Origin of the sequence: Streptomyces sp. NPDC053076, from assembly GCF_044546845.1 — a bacterium.
Taxonomy (GTDB): Bacteria; Actinomycetota; Actinomycetes; order Streptomycetales; family Streptomycetaceae; genus Streptomyces.
In genome coordinates this window covers 1,025,467-1,041,081 of record NZ_JBITZL010000002.1, presented here as the reverse complement: position 1 = coordinate 1,041,081, position 15,615 = coordinate 1,025,467, and the positions used below count along the sequence as shown (strand labels likewise).

The following is a 15,615-nucleotide window of genomic DNA, read 5'->3' as shown; positions in this document are numbered from 1 at the left end:
CTCCCCGTACGGGCTCCCCCGTGCGGACCCCCGTGGTGGTCTTCCCCGAGGCCCCCTGTCTCGCTTCCGCCGACGATCGGCGGAAGGAGCGGCCGGCGGGCGGGCGCCGTTCCGCCGCCCCGTGCCGGCGGTGCCGGGCCCCGCCCCCTGCCGTGCCTCCACTCTCTCGTTCCGGCGCCCCTCGCCTCATCCGTGCAGATACTCATCTGGCCGGTTGAGTACGCGTACTCAGCCGGCCGAGCGCGTGCCCACGCCTGCGGCCCGCGGTCTGGTTACGATCGCGTCCGTGTCCGTACTCCCTCTCGTCTTCACCAGCGGCTGGGCAAGCGGCATCAACGCCTACGCGGTGGTGCTGCTCCTCGGCCTCTTCGGCGCGACGGGGGTCAGCGACGACGTCCCGCAGACGTTGCAGCGCCCCGAGGTGCTGATCGCCGCCGGCGTGCTGTTCCTGTGCGAGGCCGTCGCCGACAAGATCCCGTACGTCGACTCGCTGTGGGACTCCGTGCACACGGTGGTCCGTCCGCTCGCCGGCGCCTGGGTGGGGGCGCTGCTCGCCGGGCAGAGCGGCTCGCTGTCCGATGTGGCGGCCGGCCTGCTCGGTGGTTCGACGGCGCTGGCCAGTCATACCGTCAAGGCCGGGACGCGGATGGCGGTCAACGCCTCGCCCGAGCCGTTCAGCAACATCGTGCTGAGTTTCGCCGAGGACCTCGGGGTCGGGGCCGTCGTCTCGTTCGCGATGTTCCATCCGGAGGCGGCGGCGATCATCGCGGCTGTCCTGCTGGTGGGCGGGCTGCTGGCCCTGCTGTTCCTGATCTCGCGCATCCGGCGCTTCCTGCGCCGCCGGGCCCAGCGCCGCGAGGAGCGGCGCCTGGCCTCGCGGTCCCCCTGACCTGCGCCGGAGCCGCCCGGCGGCCGGAGTGTCAGTGGCGGTCGATAAGGTCGCGGGCATGGCACGGATTGCGGTGATCGGCGCCGGGACGGGCGCGATGGCGGCTGCGGCCCGGCTGGCCGTCGCGGGCCACCGGGTGGTGGTGTACGAGCGTACGGAGACGTACGGTGGCGCGGTGCGCCGGTTCGAGCGGGACGGGTTCCGTTTCGACACGGGCCCGGGGCTGCTGACGCTGCCCGCCGTGTACCGCGATCTGTTCGTCAAGACCGGCAAGGAGTCGCTGGAGGACTGCGTCGAGCTGGTCCAGGTCGACCCGTCGGCGCGGCATCTCTTCGCGGACGGCAGCGAGGTGTCCCTGCCGAACGCCTCGCGCGCGGGCGTCGTCGCGGCCCTGGACGAGGCGCTGGGCGCGGGGGCGGGCGGGCGCTGGGGCGACTTCCTGGTGCGGGCCCGTGAGGCATGGGACCGTACGCGCCGGCCGCTGCTGGAGGAGCCGCTGTGGCCCAACTGGCGGGTGCTGGCCGACAAGGAGCCGTATCCGGCGGTCCCGCACAAGCGGCTGCTGCGCACGCGCCGGGCCGGGACCCTGGCCGAGATCGGCTTCTGGGAGCTGCGCGACGCGCGCCTGGAGGCCATCCTGATGAGTCACGCGCTGGCGTACGGCCTCGCTCCCTGGTCCGCTCCGGCGAGTGCGGCCGTGCTGCCGTACATGGAACACGCCTTCGGCACCTGGTATGTGCGCGGCGGCATCCGCGAGTTGGCGCGCGCGGTGTACGAGCGGTGTCTGAAGCGGCGGGTGGAGTTCGTCTTCGGCGCCGAGGTCATCCGGATCGTGGAGAAGGACGGCCGGGCCGCCGGGGTGGAGCTGGCCGACGGCAGCGTCGCCGAGGCGGACCATGTCGTGGCGGACGTGCACCCGGCGCGGCTGCGGGCCCTGACGCAGCGTCCGCTGGACGACGAGGGTGACGTCCGGGCCGATCCCGGCGCCGCCCCGCCCTCACGGTTCACGCTGCTGCTCGCCCTGCGCGGCGGACGCCCGCCCGGAACCGCGCACCGCACGGTCGTTCATCCGGCGGAGCCCGAGTCGGAGTACGACTTCCTGGCCTCGCCGGGCGGCGACGAGCCCCGTTGTCCGACGGTGACCGTGCTGCGCCCCGACGACCCCGCGCTGCGCCCCGACGAGGACCACGAGGCGGTGGTGCTGTCCGCCACGGTGTCCACCGAGGCCGCCTGGGACGAGGAGGGCACCGTCCGGCGGTACACGGACTTCCTCCTGGAAGCCGCCGAGCGTGCGGTGCCCGGCCTGCGGGAGCGCTTGCTGTGGCACGAGGTGCGCGCACCCGGGCATGTCGAGGACGACACGGGCGCCGCCTCCGGAGCCGTGCCCGCGCCCTCGCTCGCCGCGGGCGGGGGGCGCTTCCTGCATCCGGCGAACACCACGCGGCTGCCCGGGCTGTACCGGGTGGGCGGCTGGTCCCACCCGGGTGGCGGACTCCCGCACGCCGGTATGTCCGGCGCGCTGGTGGCCGGCTTGATCGTGGAAGGGCCGGAGTTCCGCGGCTCGCAGTGAGCGGACACCCGCCGACCGGTGCCCCGGAGGGCGGAGCGTGAGCGCGGGCCGGAGCCAGGAGCCCGGAGCGAGAACCGGATCCCGCGGCGTTGCACCGGAGCCGCAGCGCGATCCTGGGCCCGCAGCGTGACGCTGGGCCCGCAGCGCGAGCCGGAGCCATCAGGCGTGAACCTTGTGAGCCAAGGCTCAAGGCGTGGGCCGGAGCCCAGGGGCGAGCCAAGGCTCAAGGCGTGAGCCGGAGCCCAGGGGCGAGCCAAGGCGTGAGCCAAGGCGCAGGGCGCGAACCGGAGCCCAGGCGTGAGCCACGGTTCGGGGCGTGAGCCGGGGCCCAGGGCTCCCGGCCGTCAGAAGCGGTACTGCTCGTCGTATCCGACGCCGGGCTGCGACTGCTGCCCGTTCGGCTGGTGCGGATACGGCTGCTCCTGCGGGAGTTCGCCGCCGTAGGTCTCGTCGGTGCGCTGCTGCGGCACCCACACCCCGCCGGGCGGGGTCTCGCCGTAACCGCCCGTGGCGTACGGGTCCTGGGTGTATCCGGGCTGTCCGTACTGCTGGCCGTAGCCCTGGTCGTAGGAGCCGTAGGGCTGGCTGCCGATGTACGGGTCGGAATAGTTGGCGTAGCCCTGCTGGCCCGCCGTCTCGTAACCGTAGCCCTGTTGGGCGTAGCCGGAGTAGTCGTAGGCGTAGCTCTGCTGGGTGGCGTCCGCGGGCGCGGTGTCGCCGTAGACCCCGTAGTTGCCGGTGTCATCGGGGAGGGGCTGCGGCTCGTAGACGGAGGTGGTCCCGGCGGCGTCCGGCTGGGCCGGACGGTCGGCGGCCGGGGTGAAGACGTCGTCGCGGTCGTAGTCGTCGTCGAAGCCGGCGTATGCCTGGCCCTGGCCGCCGTGGACGTCGTCGTGGTCGGTGCCCCGGTCGCCGGCGTCCCCGGCGAACTCCGGGTCGGCGTCCGGGACGCCCGGCTCGTGCCGGTCCGCCCTGCCGCGGCGGCGCTTGCTGCCGCCGCCGGCCTCGGCCTCGGGCCGCTTGACCGCCCAGCCGGAGGCGAAGCCACGCCGGAACGACAGCGTGACGTAGGTCTGGCCGACCGCGAAGGCGATCGCGCCCAGCCCGATCACGATGACGGAAGGCATCAGCACGCCCAGGACGACGCCGACGAAGCCGGCGAAGGCGAGAAGCCGCCAGCGCAGCCGCGCCTTGTACTGCAGCAGCACCTCACCCAGCAACCACAGTGCGACGACGCCGAACGCGATGTAGAGGACCGTCCAGCCCATGTACGCCCCTCTCCCAGTGGCCGTTACGCAGTGTGTCGTACTGCGGTGCGGCCGGTCTAGGCCCGCGGGGGATGGTGCAGGCCCAGGTTCTCGTAGATTTCCAGGGTCGCCGTGGAGTTGTTGAGCGTGATGAAGTGCAGTCCGGGCACTCCCTCGGCCAGCAGCCGCGCGCAGAATTCCGTGGCGAACTCGATACCGATGGAGCGTACCGTCGCCGGATCGTCCTTCGCTGTGAGGATCCGCTCTTTCAGGGCGTCCGGGAAGACGGCGTTGCTGAGTTTGGGCAACCGTTCCAGCATCTTCACGCTCGTGACCGGCAGGACCTCCGGGATGACCGGGGTGTCACAGCCCGCGGCCACCACGCGGTCGCGCAGCCGCAGATACGACTCCGGCCGGAAGAACATCTGTGTGATGGCGTAGTCGGCGCCCGCACGGCACTTGTCCACGAAGTGGCCGACGTCGGTGTCCCAGTCCCCGGAGCGCGGGTGCATCTCCGGGAACGCGGCGACGCCCACGCAGAAGTCACCCGACTCCTTGATGAGCCGGACGAGTTCGGCCGCGTAGGTCAGGCCCCGGGGGTGCGGCACCCAGTCGCCCATGGGGTCGCCGGGCGGGTCGCCGCGGACGGCGAGGATGTTGCGGATACCGGCGTCCGCGTACTGGCCGATGATGTTGCGCAGCTCGGCGATGGAGTGGTCGACCGCGGTGAGGTGGGCGACCGGGGTCAGTGTGGTGTCGACGACGATCTGCTGGGTCTCCTTGACCGTGCCCGCGCGGGTGGAACCGCCGGCGCCGTAGGTCACGGAGACGAAGTCGGGAGCGACCGCCTCGACCCGCCGGAGCGCACTCCACAGGTTCCGCTCGCCCTTGGGGGTCTTCGGCGCCGAGAACTCGAACGAGTACGTCTGCTTGCCGGTGGCGAGGATGTCGCGCACGGTGCGTGCGCGATCAGTCCTGGTGGATGGGGTTCCGAGGGCCATACCCGCAGGTTAGCCAGGGGTGGACGGTCCCCCAACCACACGTAGGAAATTTGCCCGAATTGCCGGCTTCCTGTCCACCCCTTGGACAAAACCCCGGGACCCCGGACCGGCGCCGCACCGGCATCGGACGGCGGGCCCGCACCGGATCACCGGGGGCCGCCCGGCGGTCGTCAGCCCTGCCGCAGCCGCTTCGCGAACTCGGTCGCCGCCGCGCCCGGGTCGTCCGCCTCGGTGATCGCGCGGACCACGACCACCCTGCGGGCACCCGCGTCCAGCACCTGGTCCAGGTTGTCGAGGCCGATGCCGCCGATGGCGAACCAGGGACGGTCGGTGCCGAGGCCCGCCGTGTGGCGCACCAGGTCGAGGCCGGGGGCGTGGCGGCCGGGCTTGGTGGGGGTGGGCCAGCAGGGACCGGTGCAGAAGTAGTCCACGCCCTCCTGCGCGGCGGCGGCGGTGGCCTCGGCCCCGGCGTGCGTGGAGCGGCCGATCAGGACCCCGTCACCGAGGATCCCGCGGGCCGCGGGGACCGGCAGGTCGCCCTGGCCGAGGTGCAGCACGTCGGCGCGGGCGGCATGGGCGACGTCGGCCCGGTCGTTGACCGCGAGCAGCTTGCCGTGCCGGGCACAGGCGTCGGCGAACACCCGCAGGTGCTCCAGTTCCTCGGCCGCCTCCATGCCCTTGTCCCGCAGCTGCACGATGTCGACCCCGCCGGCCAGGACCGCGTCCAGGAACGCGGGCAGGTCGCCCTGGCGCTTGCGGGCGTCCGTGCAGAGGTACAGGCGGGCGTCGGCCAGCGCGGCGCGGGCGGTGTCGGACATGCGTGGGTCCCCCCGTGGTCGGTGTGCCTGGTGGTTCGGCGGGTGGCGTACGGGCTCGGGGCCCGTACGCCACCCCCTGATGCGGTCGGCCTCAGACGGCGAGCGCCTGGGCGCGGCGCTTCACCTCCGTGCCGCGATTCTCGCTCAGGGCCTGCGCGGGGGTGCCGGGCAGGGTCGGGTCGGGGGTGAAGAGCCACTCGATCATCTCTTCGTCCGTGAAGCCGTCGTCCCGCAGGAGCGTCAGGGTCCCGGACAGGCCCTTGACGACCTTGTCCCCGTCGATGAAGTCGGCGGGGACGTGCAGCGCCTTGTTCTCACCTCGGCGTACGGCGATGAGCTGGCCCTCCTTGACCAGCTGCCGGACGCGCGTCACCTCGACGCCGAGCTGTTCGGCGATGTCGGGGAGGGTGAGCCAGGCGGGGACGAGAGCATCGATTTTTGCGTCAATCTCGGTCACGGGGACAAGCCTGCCATCCCCCACCGACAGTCGGAAGTCAGGCGGGTCCACCTGGGAGGACGCGCTAGTCGGCCGTCGCGTCCTTCAGGGGGCGGGCGGGGTCGGACAGAGCCTCGGAGTCCATGTGCCGGCCCGCCTCGATCAGGCGGCGGCCCTGGGCCAGATCACGCGGCCGGCCGACGGCCAGCAGGGCCACCAGGCGACCCTCGCGCAGCCAGCACACCGTCCAGGCGGGGCCCGCCGGATCACCGCGCCACACCATGCGGTCGGCCGCGGCATGGTGGCCGGCGTGCTGCACGAACCGGCCGAACTGCTCGGACCAGAAGTACGGCACCGGGTCGTAGACCGCCGGGGTCTCGCCGAGGATGTTCGCGGCGACCGTGCGCGGGCCCTGCAGGGCGTTGTCCCAGTGGTGGACGAGCAGCCGTTCGCCGTAGCGGGCCGAGGGGAAGGACGCGCAGTCGCCGACGGCGTACACGTCCGCGAGGGAGGTGCGCAGCCGGGCGTCGGTGAGGATCTCGCCGTGCGCGCCCAGGGCGATGCCGGAGCCCGCCAGCCAGCCGGTGGCGGGGCGGGCCCCGATGCCGACGACGACGGCGCCCGCGGGCAGCCGGGTGCCGTCGGCGAGCACCACCGCGCCCGGCTCGACGCGCTCCACGCGCGCGTGGGTGCGCAGCTCCGTGCCTCTGTCGGCGTACCAGGCGGTCATGGGCGCGGCGACCTCGGCGGGCAGGGCGCCGGCCAGCGGGTGGTCGGCGGCCTCCACCACGGTCACCGCGCAGCCGGCCTCGCGGGCGGCGGTGGCGAACTCGGCGCCGATCCAGCCGGCGCCCACCACCACGATGTCGTGCTGCCGCGCGAGCACGGGCCGCAGCCGTTCGGCGTCGTCCAGGGTGCGCAGCAGATGCACCCCGGGTACGCCCTCGGTGCCGGGCAGCGTGATCGGTTCGGCTCCGGTGGCGAGGACCAGGACGTCGTACGGCACCGGACCCGTCTCGGTGTCCAGCTCGTACGCGGCGGGCCTGAGGCCCTGCACCTCGCAGCCGAGCCGCAGCTCGACGCCGAGGGCCTCGAAGTCCACGTCGAACGCGGAGCCCTCGGCCTTGCCGAGCAGCACGGCCTTCGACAGCGGCGGCCGGTCGTACGGCTGGTGCGGTTCGGCGCCGATGACGGTCACCCGGCCCCGGAAGCCCTGTTCCCGCAGGGCGACCGCGGTCTGCACCCCGGCCATGCCCGCGCCGACGACGACCGCGCGCCGCCCCTGTGACGTGCTCTCTTCCGCTGTCTGCTCGCTCACCCGATCACCTTAGACACATGACGAACCGTCAGTCAGGGGGCTTGCTCGGTGACCTGCTCCACAACGCTCGTGCCGGAGCCCGGCCGGGACTCCCACTCCCAGGTCTCCTCCAGCCGCACCCGTCCGTCCGGCAGCTCCACGACCGTGGACACGCAGTGCCCCGAGGCGGTCGTCCCATCGGTCCTGAGCTGCACGTACCGGAAGTCCAGCCGGTCTCCCTGCCGGGTGCCGACGAGGTGGCCGCGTACGACGTCACCGCCCGCGTACTCGGCCCAGATCTCGCCGTCCCTCTCGTGGTAGGCGAACCGGGTGCGGGTACCCACCTGACCTGGGGCCTGGTCGGACACAGGGGCGAAGGTCAGTGCGTCGAGCGACCGGGCCATGAAGCGGGGCTCCCTTACGAGTGACGAGGACCGCGGGCTAGGGTGGCCACCGTACAAGCACTCGCGGGAGCCCGGACGCACCGGGCTGAGAGGGAGGCTGGCGGCCTCCGACCGTACGAACCTGATCCGGGTCATGCCGGCGAAGGGAGGGGCTGGACGCCCATGTCGTCACGTACGTCCGACGTCCTCGTCATCGGGGGCGGAATCATCGGTCTGGTCACGGCCTGGCGGGCGGCGCAGCGCGGGCTCGCCACGGCCGTGGTGGACCCCGGTCCGGGGGGCGGGGCCGCACAGGTGGCGGCCGGGATGCTGGCCGCGGTCACCGAGCTGCACTACGGCGAGGAGACCCTGCTCGCCCTGAACCTGGAGTCGGCCCGCCGCTACCCGGCGTTCGCGGCCGAGCTGACCGAACTGACCGGCCACGACCTCGGCTATCGCCGCTGTGGCACCCTCGCCGTCGCGCTGGACGCCGACGACCGCGCCCACCTGCGCGAACTGCACGCGCTCCAGCAGCGCTCGGGCCTGGAGTCGGAGTGGCTGTCGGGGCGGGAGTGCCGGCGGCTGGAGCCGATGCTCGCGCCGGGGGTGCGCGGCGGGCTGCGGGTCGACGGCGACCACCAGATCGACCCGCGCCGGCTGGCGGCGGCCCTGGTGGCCGCGTGCGAGCGGGCCGGGGTGGTCTTCCACCGCGTCCTGGCGGAGCGGCTGGACGTGGCACGGGACCGGGCTGTCGGGATCACCACGGAGGACGGCACCGCACTGCGCGCGCAGCAGGTGGTGCTCGCCGCCGGGAGCCTGAGCGGGCGCCTCGCGGGCGTGCCGGAGGAGCTGCTGCCGCCGGTGCGGCCGGTCAAGGGGCAGGTGCTGCGGCTGACCGTGCCGCGCCGGTACGCGCCGTTCCTGAGCCGGACCGTGCGGGCCGTGGTGCGCGGCGGCCATGTCTATCTGGTGCCCCGGGAGAACGGCGAACTCGTCGTCGGCGCCACCAGCGAGGAGCTGGGCTGGGACACGACGGTCACGGCCGGGGGCGTGTACGAGCTGCTGCGGGACGCCCACGAGCTGGTGCCCGGCATCACCGAGCTGCCGCTCACCGAGACCCGGGCCGGGCTGCGCCCCGGCTCCCCCGACAACGCGCCGCTGCTCGGTCCGTCGGGCCTGGCCGGGCTGCTGCTGGCCACCGGGCACTACCGCAACGGCGTGCTGCTCACCCCGGTCACCGGGGACGTGCTGGCGCATGCCCTGGTGACCGGTGGACTGCCCGAGGAGGCGCGCGCCTTCACCCCGCGGCGGTTCGGCGCCGCGGCCATGGAACAACTGGAGCAGCCCGTATGAACCTCTCCGTCACCATCTCCGTCAACGGCGAGCCCCGTCAGGTCGCCGCCGGCACGGTGCTGGACGCCCTGGTCCAGAACCTCACCGCGGCGCCGCGCGGGGTGGCCGCCGCCGTCAACGAGACCGTCGTCCCACGCGCGCAGTGGGCGACGACCGCCCTCGCCGAGGGCGACCGCGTCGAAGTCCTCACCGCTGTGCAGGGAGGCTGAGCCATGGCTGACGATCCCCTGGTCCTCGGTGGGCTGACCTTCTCGTCCCGGCTGATCATGGGTACGGGCGGGGCGCCCAGCCTGGAGGTGCTGGAGCGGGCGCTGGTCGCCTCCGGTACGGAACTGACGACGGTGGCCATGCGCCGGGTGGACCCCTCCGTGCACGGCTCGGTGCTGTCGGTGCTGGAGAAGCTCGGCATCCGGGTGCTGCCGAACACGGCGGGCTGTTTCACCGCGGGCGAGGCCGTGCTGACCGCCCGGCTGGCCCGGGAGGCGCTGGGTACGGACCTGGTCAAGCTGGAGGTCATCGCCGACGAGCGGACGCTGCTGCCGGACCCGGTGGAGACGCTGGAGGCGGCGGAGACGCTGGTCGACGACGGGTTCACGGTGCTGCCCTACACCAACGACGATCCCGTCCTCGCGCGCAAGCTGGAGGACGTCGGATGTGCGGCGGTCATGCCGCTCGGGTCGCCGATCGGCTCCGGGCTCGGCATCCGCAATCCGCACAACTTCCAGCTGATCGTGGAGCACGCGCGCGTGCCGGTGATCCTGGACGCGGGGGCGGGTACGGCGTCCGACGTGGCGCTGGCCATGGAGCTGGGGTGCGCGGGGGTGATGCTGGCGTCGGCGGTGACGCGGGCGCAGGAGCCGGAGCGGATGGCCGCGGCGATGAGGCATGCGGTGGAGGGGGGCCGGTTGGCTCGGCTGGCCGGGCGGATTCCGCGGCGGTATCTCGCGCAGGCGTCGTCTCCTGCGGAGGGCCTGGCCGTGCTGGATCCGGAGCGGCCCGCGTTCTGACCGCAGTGGTGGTCCCGTCCGGGCTCTCCCACCCGCGCACCGCCCGTCACCGCCGACCGGAAGGCCGGCCTTCCGGTGCGGCGCCTCCACCGTCGGCGGCCGCGGATCGCGGGTGCGTCGCAGGCCGGCGCCTCCGCCACCAGGTGGCTGTGAGACGCGGACCGCGGATGCGTCACAGCCTCGGCGCCTCCGGGGCGGCACGAGTCGGCTGCTCCGCGTCGGGCCGGCTGAGGGCCTGGGTGCGCGGACCGCTGGGGCGTCACAGGTCGGTGGGTCCGCGTCCGGTGGCTGGGAGGCGGGGTGCGGCGTAGGTCACGTGTTCGTCGGTGGTGGCCGCGGGGCGTGGGGCGTCGCAGGTCGGGGGCTCGGCGTCGCCGCGGGCATGCGTGGGAAGCGTCACAGGTCGGCTTCAGTCCCGCTCCGATGCCGGTGGGCGGGGCGGCCGTGTCGGTCGTGGCTCGTAGACTCGCCTCTCGTGGATACGACCCTTCAGGACCCCCTCGTCGGGCAGCTGCTCGACGGCCGGTATCGCGTGGACGCGCGGATCGCGGCCGGTGGGATGGCCACGGTCTACCGGGCCCTGGACACCCGCCTGGACCGCGTTCTCGCGCTGAAGGTGATGCACCCGACGCTCGCGTCCGACGGAGCCTTCGTCGAACGGTTCATCCGGGAGGCGAAGTCCGTCGCCCGGCTCGACCACCCCAACGTGGTGCAGGTCTTCGACCAGGGCACCGACGGGTCGTACGTCTACCTGGCCATGGAGTACATCGCCGGCTGCACCCTGCGGGACGTGCTGCGCGAGCGCGGTGCCGTGCAGCCGCGGGCCGCGCTGGACATCCTGGAGCCGGTGCTCGCCGCGCTCGGTGCCGCGCACCGGGCCGGGTTCGTGCACCGCGACATGAAGCCCGAGAACGTGCTCATAGGCGACGACGGCCGGGTCAAGGTCGCCGACTTCGGGCTGGTGCGCTCCGTGGACACGGTGACCAGCACGACCGGTGCCGTGCTCGGGACCGTCTCCTACCTCGCGCCCGAACAGATCGAGCAGGGCACCACGGACCCGCGGGTCGACGTGTACGCGTGCGGTGTGGTCCTGTACGAGATGCTGACGGGCGCGAAGCCGCACTCCGGGGACTCCGCGGCCCAGGTGCTCTACAAGCACATCCACGAGGACGTACCGCCGCCCTCGGCGCTCGTGCCCGAGCTGCCGTACGAGCTGGACGCGCTGGTCGCGTCGGCCACCGCGCGCACCCCGGACGGCCGGCCGCACGACGCCGTGGCGCTGCTCGCCCAGGTGCGCGAGGCCCGCCGGACGCTGACCGAGGAACAGCTGGACGTGGTGCCGCCGCAGGCGCTGTCCGCCGGGCACGACAACGCCGATGACCGGACGAGCGTGATCCCGCGCGCCCTGACCGTGCCCCGGCCGCTGTCCGTGAACGAGGACGCGCCCCAGGCACCCGGGGACGGCATCGACCGCACCGCCCGCTTCCAGAGCCCGCCCGTGCCGCCCCGCCGGCGCCCGGCGCGGCCCCCGCGCGCGGTCATGGCCCTGATCGCGGCCGTACTGGTGGTGTTCGGCGTGGGCGCCGGTGTCTGGTACATCAACTCCGGCCAGTTCACCAAGGTGCCGCCGCTGCTGGCGAAGACGGAGACGCAGGCGAGGGAACGGCTGAGGACGGCCGGGCTCGACGTCGGCCAGGTCAAGCGGGCCTACAGCGACACCGTCGAGCGGGGCACGGTGATCGGCAGCGATCCGGCGCCGGGCGCGCGCATCCGGGACCACGACTCGGTGACGCTGACCGTGTCGCTGGGACCGGAGACGGTGAACGTGCCGAACGTGGAGGGGCAGCCTCTCACGAAGGCGCGGGCACGGCTGAAGGCGGACGGCCTGGAGCCGGGCATGGTCACCCGCGAGTTCAGCGACGACGTCGCCAAGGGCTCGGTGGTCCGGACGACGCCGGACGCGGGCACCAACCGGCACGCGGGCTCGGCGATCGCGCTGGTCGTCAGCAAGGGCAGCCCGATCGACGTGCCGGACGTCACCGGTGACGACCTGGACAGCGCGAAGGAAGAGCTGACGGACGCCGGGCTGAAGGTCCGGATCGCCGCCGGGCGGGTCAACTCCGAGTACGACAAGGGCAAGGTCGCCGCGCAGAGCCCGGACGACGGACGCCAGGCCGCCGAGGGCGACACGGTGACGCTGACGCTGTCCAAGGGCCCGGAGATGATCGAGGTCCCGGACGTGGTCGGGGACAGCGTGGACGACGCACACGAGGCCCTGGAAGGCGCGGGCTTCGATGTGGACGAGGACCGCGGGCTGCTCGGGCTGTTCGGCGACACCGTGAAGAAGCAGTCGGTGGAGGGCGGCGACAGGGCGCCCAAGGGGTCGACGATCACGATCACCATCCGGTGACCGGATTCACCGGGGACCGTGGTCCGGGCGTGGGGGCGGACATGACACCCTGAACGGGTGAGTCCCGTTCAGTCTCCTCTCCCCCGCAATCCCGTCGGCGGCCATGTGCCCGTGGCCGGTGGCCTGCACTCCGTCGGGCTGTCCTACGCCCGCGACCTGAAGGCGGAGACCGTGCAGGTCTTCGTCGCCAACCCGCGCGGCTGGGCCACGCCCGCCGGGAACCCGCGGCAGGACGAGGCGTTCCGCGCGGCGTGCGCCGAGGAGTCGATCCCGGCGTATGTGCACGCCCCCTACCTGATCAACTTCGGCTCGCACACCGAGGCGACCGTGGAGCGGTCGGTGGAGTCGCTCAGGCACTCGCTGCGCCGCGCGCGGGAGATCGGCGCGCTGGGTGTGGTGGTGCACACCGGGAGCGCGACCGGCGGACGGGCCCGGGAGACGGCGCTGAAGCAGGTGCGCGAGCACATGCTGCCGCTGCTGGACGAGCTGACCCACGACGACGACCCGTTCCTGCTGCTGGAGTCGACCGCCGGGCAGGGCGCCTCGCTGTGCTCGCGGACCTGGGAGTTCGGGCCGTACTTCGAGGCGCTGGACGCCCACCCGAGGCTGGGCGTGTGCCTGGACACCTGTCACATCTTCGCCGCCGGGCACGATCTGACCGGGCCGAGCGGCATGCACCAGACCCTGGACCTGCTGGTGGACACCGTCGGTGAGGGCCGGCTGAAGCTGATCCATGCCAACGACTCCAAGGATGTGGTGGGCGCGCACAAGGACCGGCACGAGAACATCGGCGCCGGGCATATCGGCGAGGACCCTTTCCGGGCACTCATGGCGCACCCCGCGACCGAGGGCGTCCCGCTGGTCATCGAGACGCCCGGCGGGAAGCAGGGGCACGCGGCGGACGTGGAGCGGCTGAAGAAGCTGCGGGTTTCCTGAACCATTGAGGAATACCCCCAGGGGGTATACGGTTCCTGCGAGTCGCAGGAACCGTCACTCGGCATGGGGGAAACCATGGACCACTCCGCGCACACCAGCCACGAGCACCACCCGCACGCGCACCACCAGCACGCCCACCACGGCCACGCGTCCGCGGCCACCTGGTCGACGGCCGCCCAGGCCACCCTGCACTGCCTCACCGGCTGCGCCATCGGCGAGGTGCTCGGCATGGTCATCGGCACGGCGCTCGGGTGGGGGAACCTCCCGACGATGATCACGGCGATCGTGCTGGCCTTCTTCTTCGGCTACTCGCTCACCCTGCGCGGCGTACTGAGGGCGGGCGTCGGTTTCCGTACGGCCTTCCGGGTGGCGCTGGCCGCGGACACCCTGTCCATCGCCGTCATGGAACTGATCGACAACGGGGTGATCCTGGTCTGGCCGTCCGCGAGGGACGCGATGCTGAGCGACGCGCTGTTCTGGGTCTCGCTCGTGATCTCGCTGGTGATCGCCTTCGTGGTGACCACCCCGGTCAACAAGTGGACGATCGGCCGCGGCAAGGGCCACGCGGTGGTGCACCAGTACCACCACTGAGCGGACCGGGGGTCAGAGCTCGGGGCCGTCCCCGGGCTCCTCCTGGTAGGAGTAGCGCTGCTCCTTCCAGGGGTCGCCGATGTTGTGATAGCCGCGCTCCTCCCAGAAGCCGCGGCGGTCGGCGGTCATGTACTCCACCCCCCGCACCCATTTGGGTCCCTTCCAGGCGTACAGATGGGGCACGATCAGGCGGGCCGGGAAGCCGTGCTCGGCGGTGAGCAGCTCACCGTCCTTGTGGGTGGCGAAGATCGCGTGGTCGGAGGAGAAGTCCGACAGGCGCAGATTCGAGCTGAAGCCGTACTCCGCCCAGACCATCACATGGGTGACGTCCGGCGCCGGCGGGGCAAGGTCCAGGATGGCGCGTGCCGGGACACCGCCCCACTCCGCGCCGACCATGCTGAACTTCGTCACGCAGTGCAGATCGGCCACCACGGTGGTGTACGGCAGGGCCGTGAACTCCTCGTGGCTCCAGGTGCGCTTATCGCCGTCGGCGGTGGCCCCGAAGACCCGGAACTCCCAGCGCTCGGGCCGGAACTTCGGGACGGGCCCGTAGTGCGTGACCGGCCAGCCACGCTGGAGCCGCTGACCCGGCGGAAGCTCGGACCCTGCCACTGCCCCAGACTCTCGCTCCACCGGATGACCCATGTATCCATCCTGACAGACCTCGGGCGATGCCCTTGACCACCGCTCGGCTAAACGGACAACTAGGCCAAGCTTGCACTTACTTACTAAGTATGCACTTACTGGACGATCTTCACGGGCAGTGCCATCATGCGGCGCTATCGACTGACACCCGTTGTCCGGAAGGAGCCCGTCGCATGCAAGGCGACCCCGAGGTCATCGAACTGCTCAACGAGCAGCTGACCGCCGAGCTGACCGCGATCAACCAGTACTTCCTGCACTCCAAGCTCCAGGACCACCGGGGATGGTCGAAGCTCGCCGAGTACACCCGGGCCGAGTCGTTCGACGAGATGCGGCACGCCGAGCTGCTCACCGACCGCATCCTGCTGCTCGACGGCCTGCCGAACTACCAGCGGCTGGGACACGTCCAGATCGGGCAGACGGTGGCCGAGATGTTCCAGGCCGACCGGCAGATCGAGATCGAGGCCATCGACCGGCTGCGCCGGGGCGTCCAGGTGATGCGCGACAAGAACGACATCACGTCGGCGAACATCTTCGAGGCGATCCTGGCCGACGAGGAGCACCACATCGACTACCTGGACACACAGCTGGAGCTCGTGGACAAACTGGGCGAGGCGCTCTACCTGTCGACCGTGATCGAGCAGAGCCAGCCCGATCCCTCAGGGCCGTCCACCAGCGGCTTCTCCAGCCCCTGAGCGGTCGCGGACCCGGACGTCAGGCGGCGTCGTCCCACGCTTGGAGAGCCGGGGCGCGCCGGTCGATCAGCTCCCGGCGCGGGCAGGCGCCCCGGCCGAGGAGGGCCTGGATGCGGCGCACGCAGCCACCGCAGTCGGTGCCGGCCTTGCAGGCCGAGGCGATCTGGCGCGGCGTGCAGGCACCGTTCTCCGCGTGCTGCTGAACCTGCTGCTCGGTGATGCCGAAGCAACTGCAGACGTACACGCGGTTCACCTCCCGACGGGATCGCTGACTCACTGCCGTCCCGGTTCCCGGTGAGGCAACCCTAACCTTACCTATCCCAGGCCACCCGCAAAAGGG

Annotated in this window: 17 protein-coding genes and 1 riboswitch; of the genes, 9 read left to right on the top strand and 8 right to left on the bottom strand. The window is 72.5% G+C overall.

Annotated elements, in window-relative coordinates; all coding sequences use genetic code 11:
* The first annotated feature begins 286 nt into the window (after window positions 1–286).
* Window positions 287–889, top strand: coding sequence for a DUF4126 domain-containing protein (locus ACIGYR_RS11940; protein ID WP_391839140.1), 603 nt, complete (start codon window positions 287–289; stop codon window positions 887–889).
* Window positions 890–947: 58 nt separating this feature from the next.
* Window positions 948–2,459, top strand: a complete 1,512-nt coding sequence (locus ACIGYR_RS11935) for a phytoene desaturase family protein (protein ID WP_399595486.1) — start codon at window positions 948–950, stop codon at window positions 2,457–2,459.
* Between the two features lie 344 nt (window positions 2,460–2,803).
* Here the strand turns inward: ACIGYR_RS11935 and ACIGYR_RS11930 are convergent, their stop codons facing one another.
* The 6 genes from ACIGYR_RS11930 to ACIGYR_RS11905 form a co-directional block, all read right to left on the bottom strand.
* Window positions 2,804–3,727, bottom strand: a complete 924-nt coding sequence (locus ACIGYR_RS11930; RefSeq protein WP_399595488.1) for a hypothetical protein — start codon at window positions 3,725–3,727, stop codon at window positions 2,804–2,806.
* A gap of 56 nt (window positions 3,728–3,783) precedes the next feature.
* Complete coding sequence (gene metF / locus ACIGYR_RS11925) at window positions 3,784–4,707, bottom strand: methylenetetrahydrofolate reductase [NAD(P)H] (RefSeq protein ID WP_399595490.1); 924 nt, start codon at window positions 4,705–4,707, stop codon at window positions 3,784–3,786.
* A gap of 170 nt (window positions 4,708–4,877) precedes the next feature.
* Entirely contained in the window at window positions 4,878–5,525 is a 648-nt protein-coding gene (gene thiE / locus ACIGYR_RS11920) for a thiamine phosphate synthase (RefSeq protein WP_399595492.1), read from the bottom strand.
* A 91-nt stretch (window positions 5,526–5,616) separates the two neighbouring features.
* Window positions 5,617–5,982: an Rv2175c family DNA-binding protein gene (locus ACIGYR_RS11915; protein WP_399595494.1), complete on the bottom strand. Its 366-nt coding sequence runs from the start codon at window positions 5,980–5,982 to the stop codon at window positions 5,617–5,619.
* Window positions 5,983–6,046: 64 nt separating this feature from the next.
* Complete coding sequence (locus ACIGYR_RS11910) at window positions 6,047–7,279, bottom strand: NAD(P)/FAD-dependent oxidoreductase (RefSeq protein ID WP_399595496.1); 1,233 nt, start codon at window positions 7,277–7,279, stop codon at window positions 6,047–6,049.
* Window positions 7,280–7,311: 32 nt separating this feature from the next.
* On the bottom strand, window positions 7,312–7,662 hold the full coding sequence (locus tag ACIGYR_RS11905; RefSeq protein ID WP_399595498.1) for a hypothetical protein: 351 nt from the start codon (window positions 7,660–7,662) through the stop codon (window positions 7,312–7,314).
* Window positions 7,663–7,715: 53 nt separating this feature from the next.
* Window positions 7,716–7,827, top strand: a riboswitch (TPP riboswitch).
* On the opposite strand from ACIGYR_RS11905, the gene thiO reads away from it, so the two are divergent.
* The 6 genes from thiO to ACIGYR_RS11875 all read left to right on the top strand — a co-directional run bounded on the left by thiO (window position 7,825) and on the right by ACIGYR_RS11875 (window position 13,938).
* Complete coding sequence (gene thiO, locus ACIGYR_RS11900; RefSeq protein ID WP_391839125.1) at window positions 7,825–8,994, top strand: glycine oxidase ThiO; 1,170 nt, start codon at window positions 7,825–7,827, stop codon at window positions 8,992–8,994. Its footprint overlaps the riboswitch before it by 3 nt.
* Complete coding sequence (gene thiS / locus ACIGYR_RS11895; RefSeq protein ID WP_391839124.1) at window positions 8,991–9,203, top strand: sulfur carrier protein ThiS; 213 nt, start codon at window positions 8,991–8,993, stop codon at window positions 9,201–9,203. Before thiO ends, thiS begins: the two co-directional genes overlap by 4 nt.
* 3 nt (window positions 9,204–9,206) lie before the next feature.
* Complete coding sequence (locus ACIGYR_RS11890; protein WP_391839122.1) at window positions 9,207–10,001, top strand: thiazole synthase; 795 nt, start codon at window positions 9,207–9,209, stop codon at window positions 9,999–10,001.
* A 475-nt stretch (window positions 10,002–10,476) separates the two neighbouring features.
* A complete protein-coding gene (gene pknB / locus ACIGYR_RS11885; RefSeq protein ID WP_399595500.1) occupies window positions 10,477–12,411 on the top strand; it encodes a Stk1 family PASTA domain-containing Ser/Thr kinase in 1,935 nt (644 codons plus the stop codon).
* A gap of 57 nt (window positions 12,412–12,468) precedes the next feature.
* Entirely contained in the window at window positions 12,469–13,347 is an 879-nt protein-coding gene (locus tag ACIGYR_RS11880) for a deoxyribonuclease IV (RefSeq protein ID WP_399595502.1), read from the top strand.
* 75 nt (window positions 13,348–13,422) lie between these two features.
* Window positions 13,423–13,938, top strand: coding sequence for a DUF4396 domain-containing protein (locus tag ACIGYR_RS11875; RefSeq protein ID WP_399596496.1), 516 nt, complete (start codon window positions 13,423–13,425; stop codon window positions 13,936–13,938).
* A 12-nt stretch (window positions 13,939–13,950) separates the two neighbouring features.
* On the opposite strand, the gene ACIGYR_RS11870 is transcribed toward ACIGYR_RS11875, so the two are convergent.
* Entirely contained in the window at window positions 13,951–14,583 is a 633-nt protein-coding gene (locus ACIGYR_RS11870; protein ID WP_399595503.1) for a sulfite oxidase-like oxidoreductase, read from the bottom strand.
* Window positions 14,584–14,756: 173 nt separating this feature from the next.
* On the opposite strand from ACIGYR_RS11870, the gene bfr reads away from it, so the two are divergent.
* Window positions 14,757–15,275: a bacterioferritin gene (gene bfr / locus ACIGYR_RS11865; RefSeq protein WP_399595506.1), complete on the top strand. Its 519-nt coding sequence runs from the start codon at window positions 14,757–14,759 to the stop codon at window positions 15,273–15,275.
* Between the two features lie 19 nt (window positions 15,276–15,294).
* Here bfr and ACIGYR_RS11860 read toward each other — a convergent pair whose 3' ends face one another.
* Window positions 15,295–15,519, bottom strand: a complete 225-nt coding sequence (locus ACIGYR_RS11860) for a bacterioferritin-associated ferredoxin (RefSeq protein ID WP_399595508.1) — start codon at window positions 15,517–15,519, stop codon at window positions 15,295–15,297.
* Window positions 15,520–15,615 lie beyond the last annotated feature (96 nt).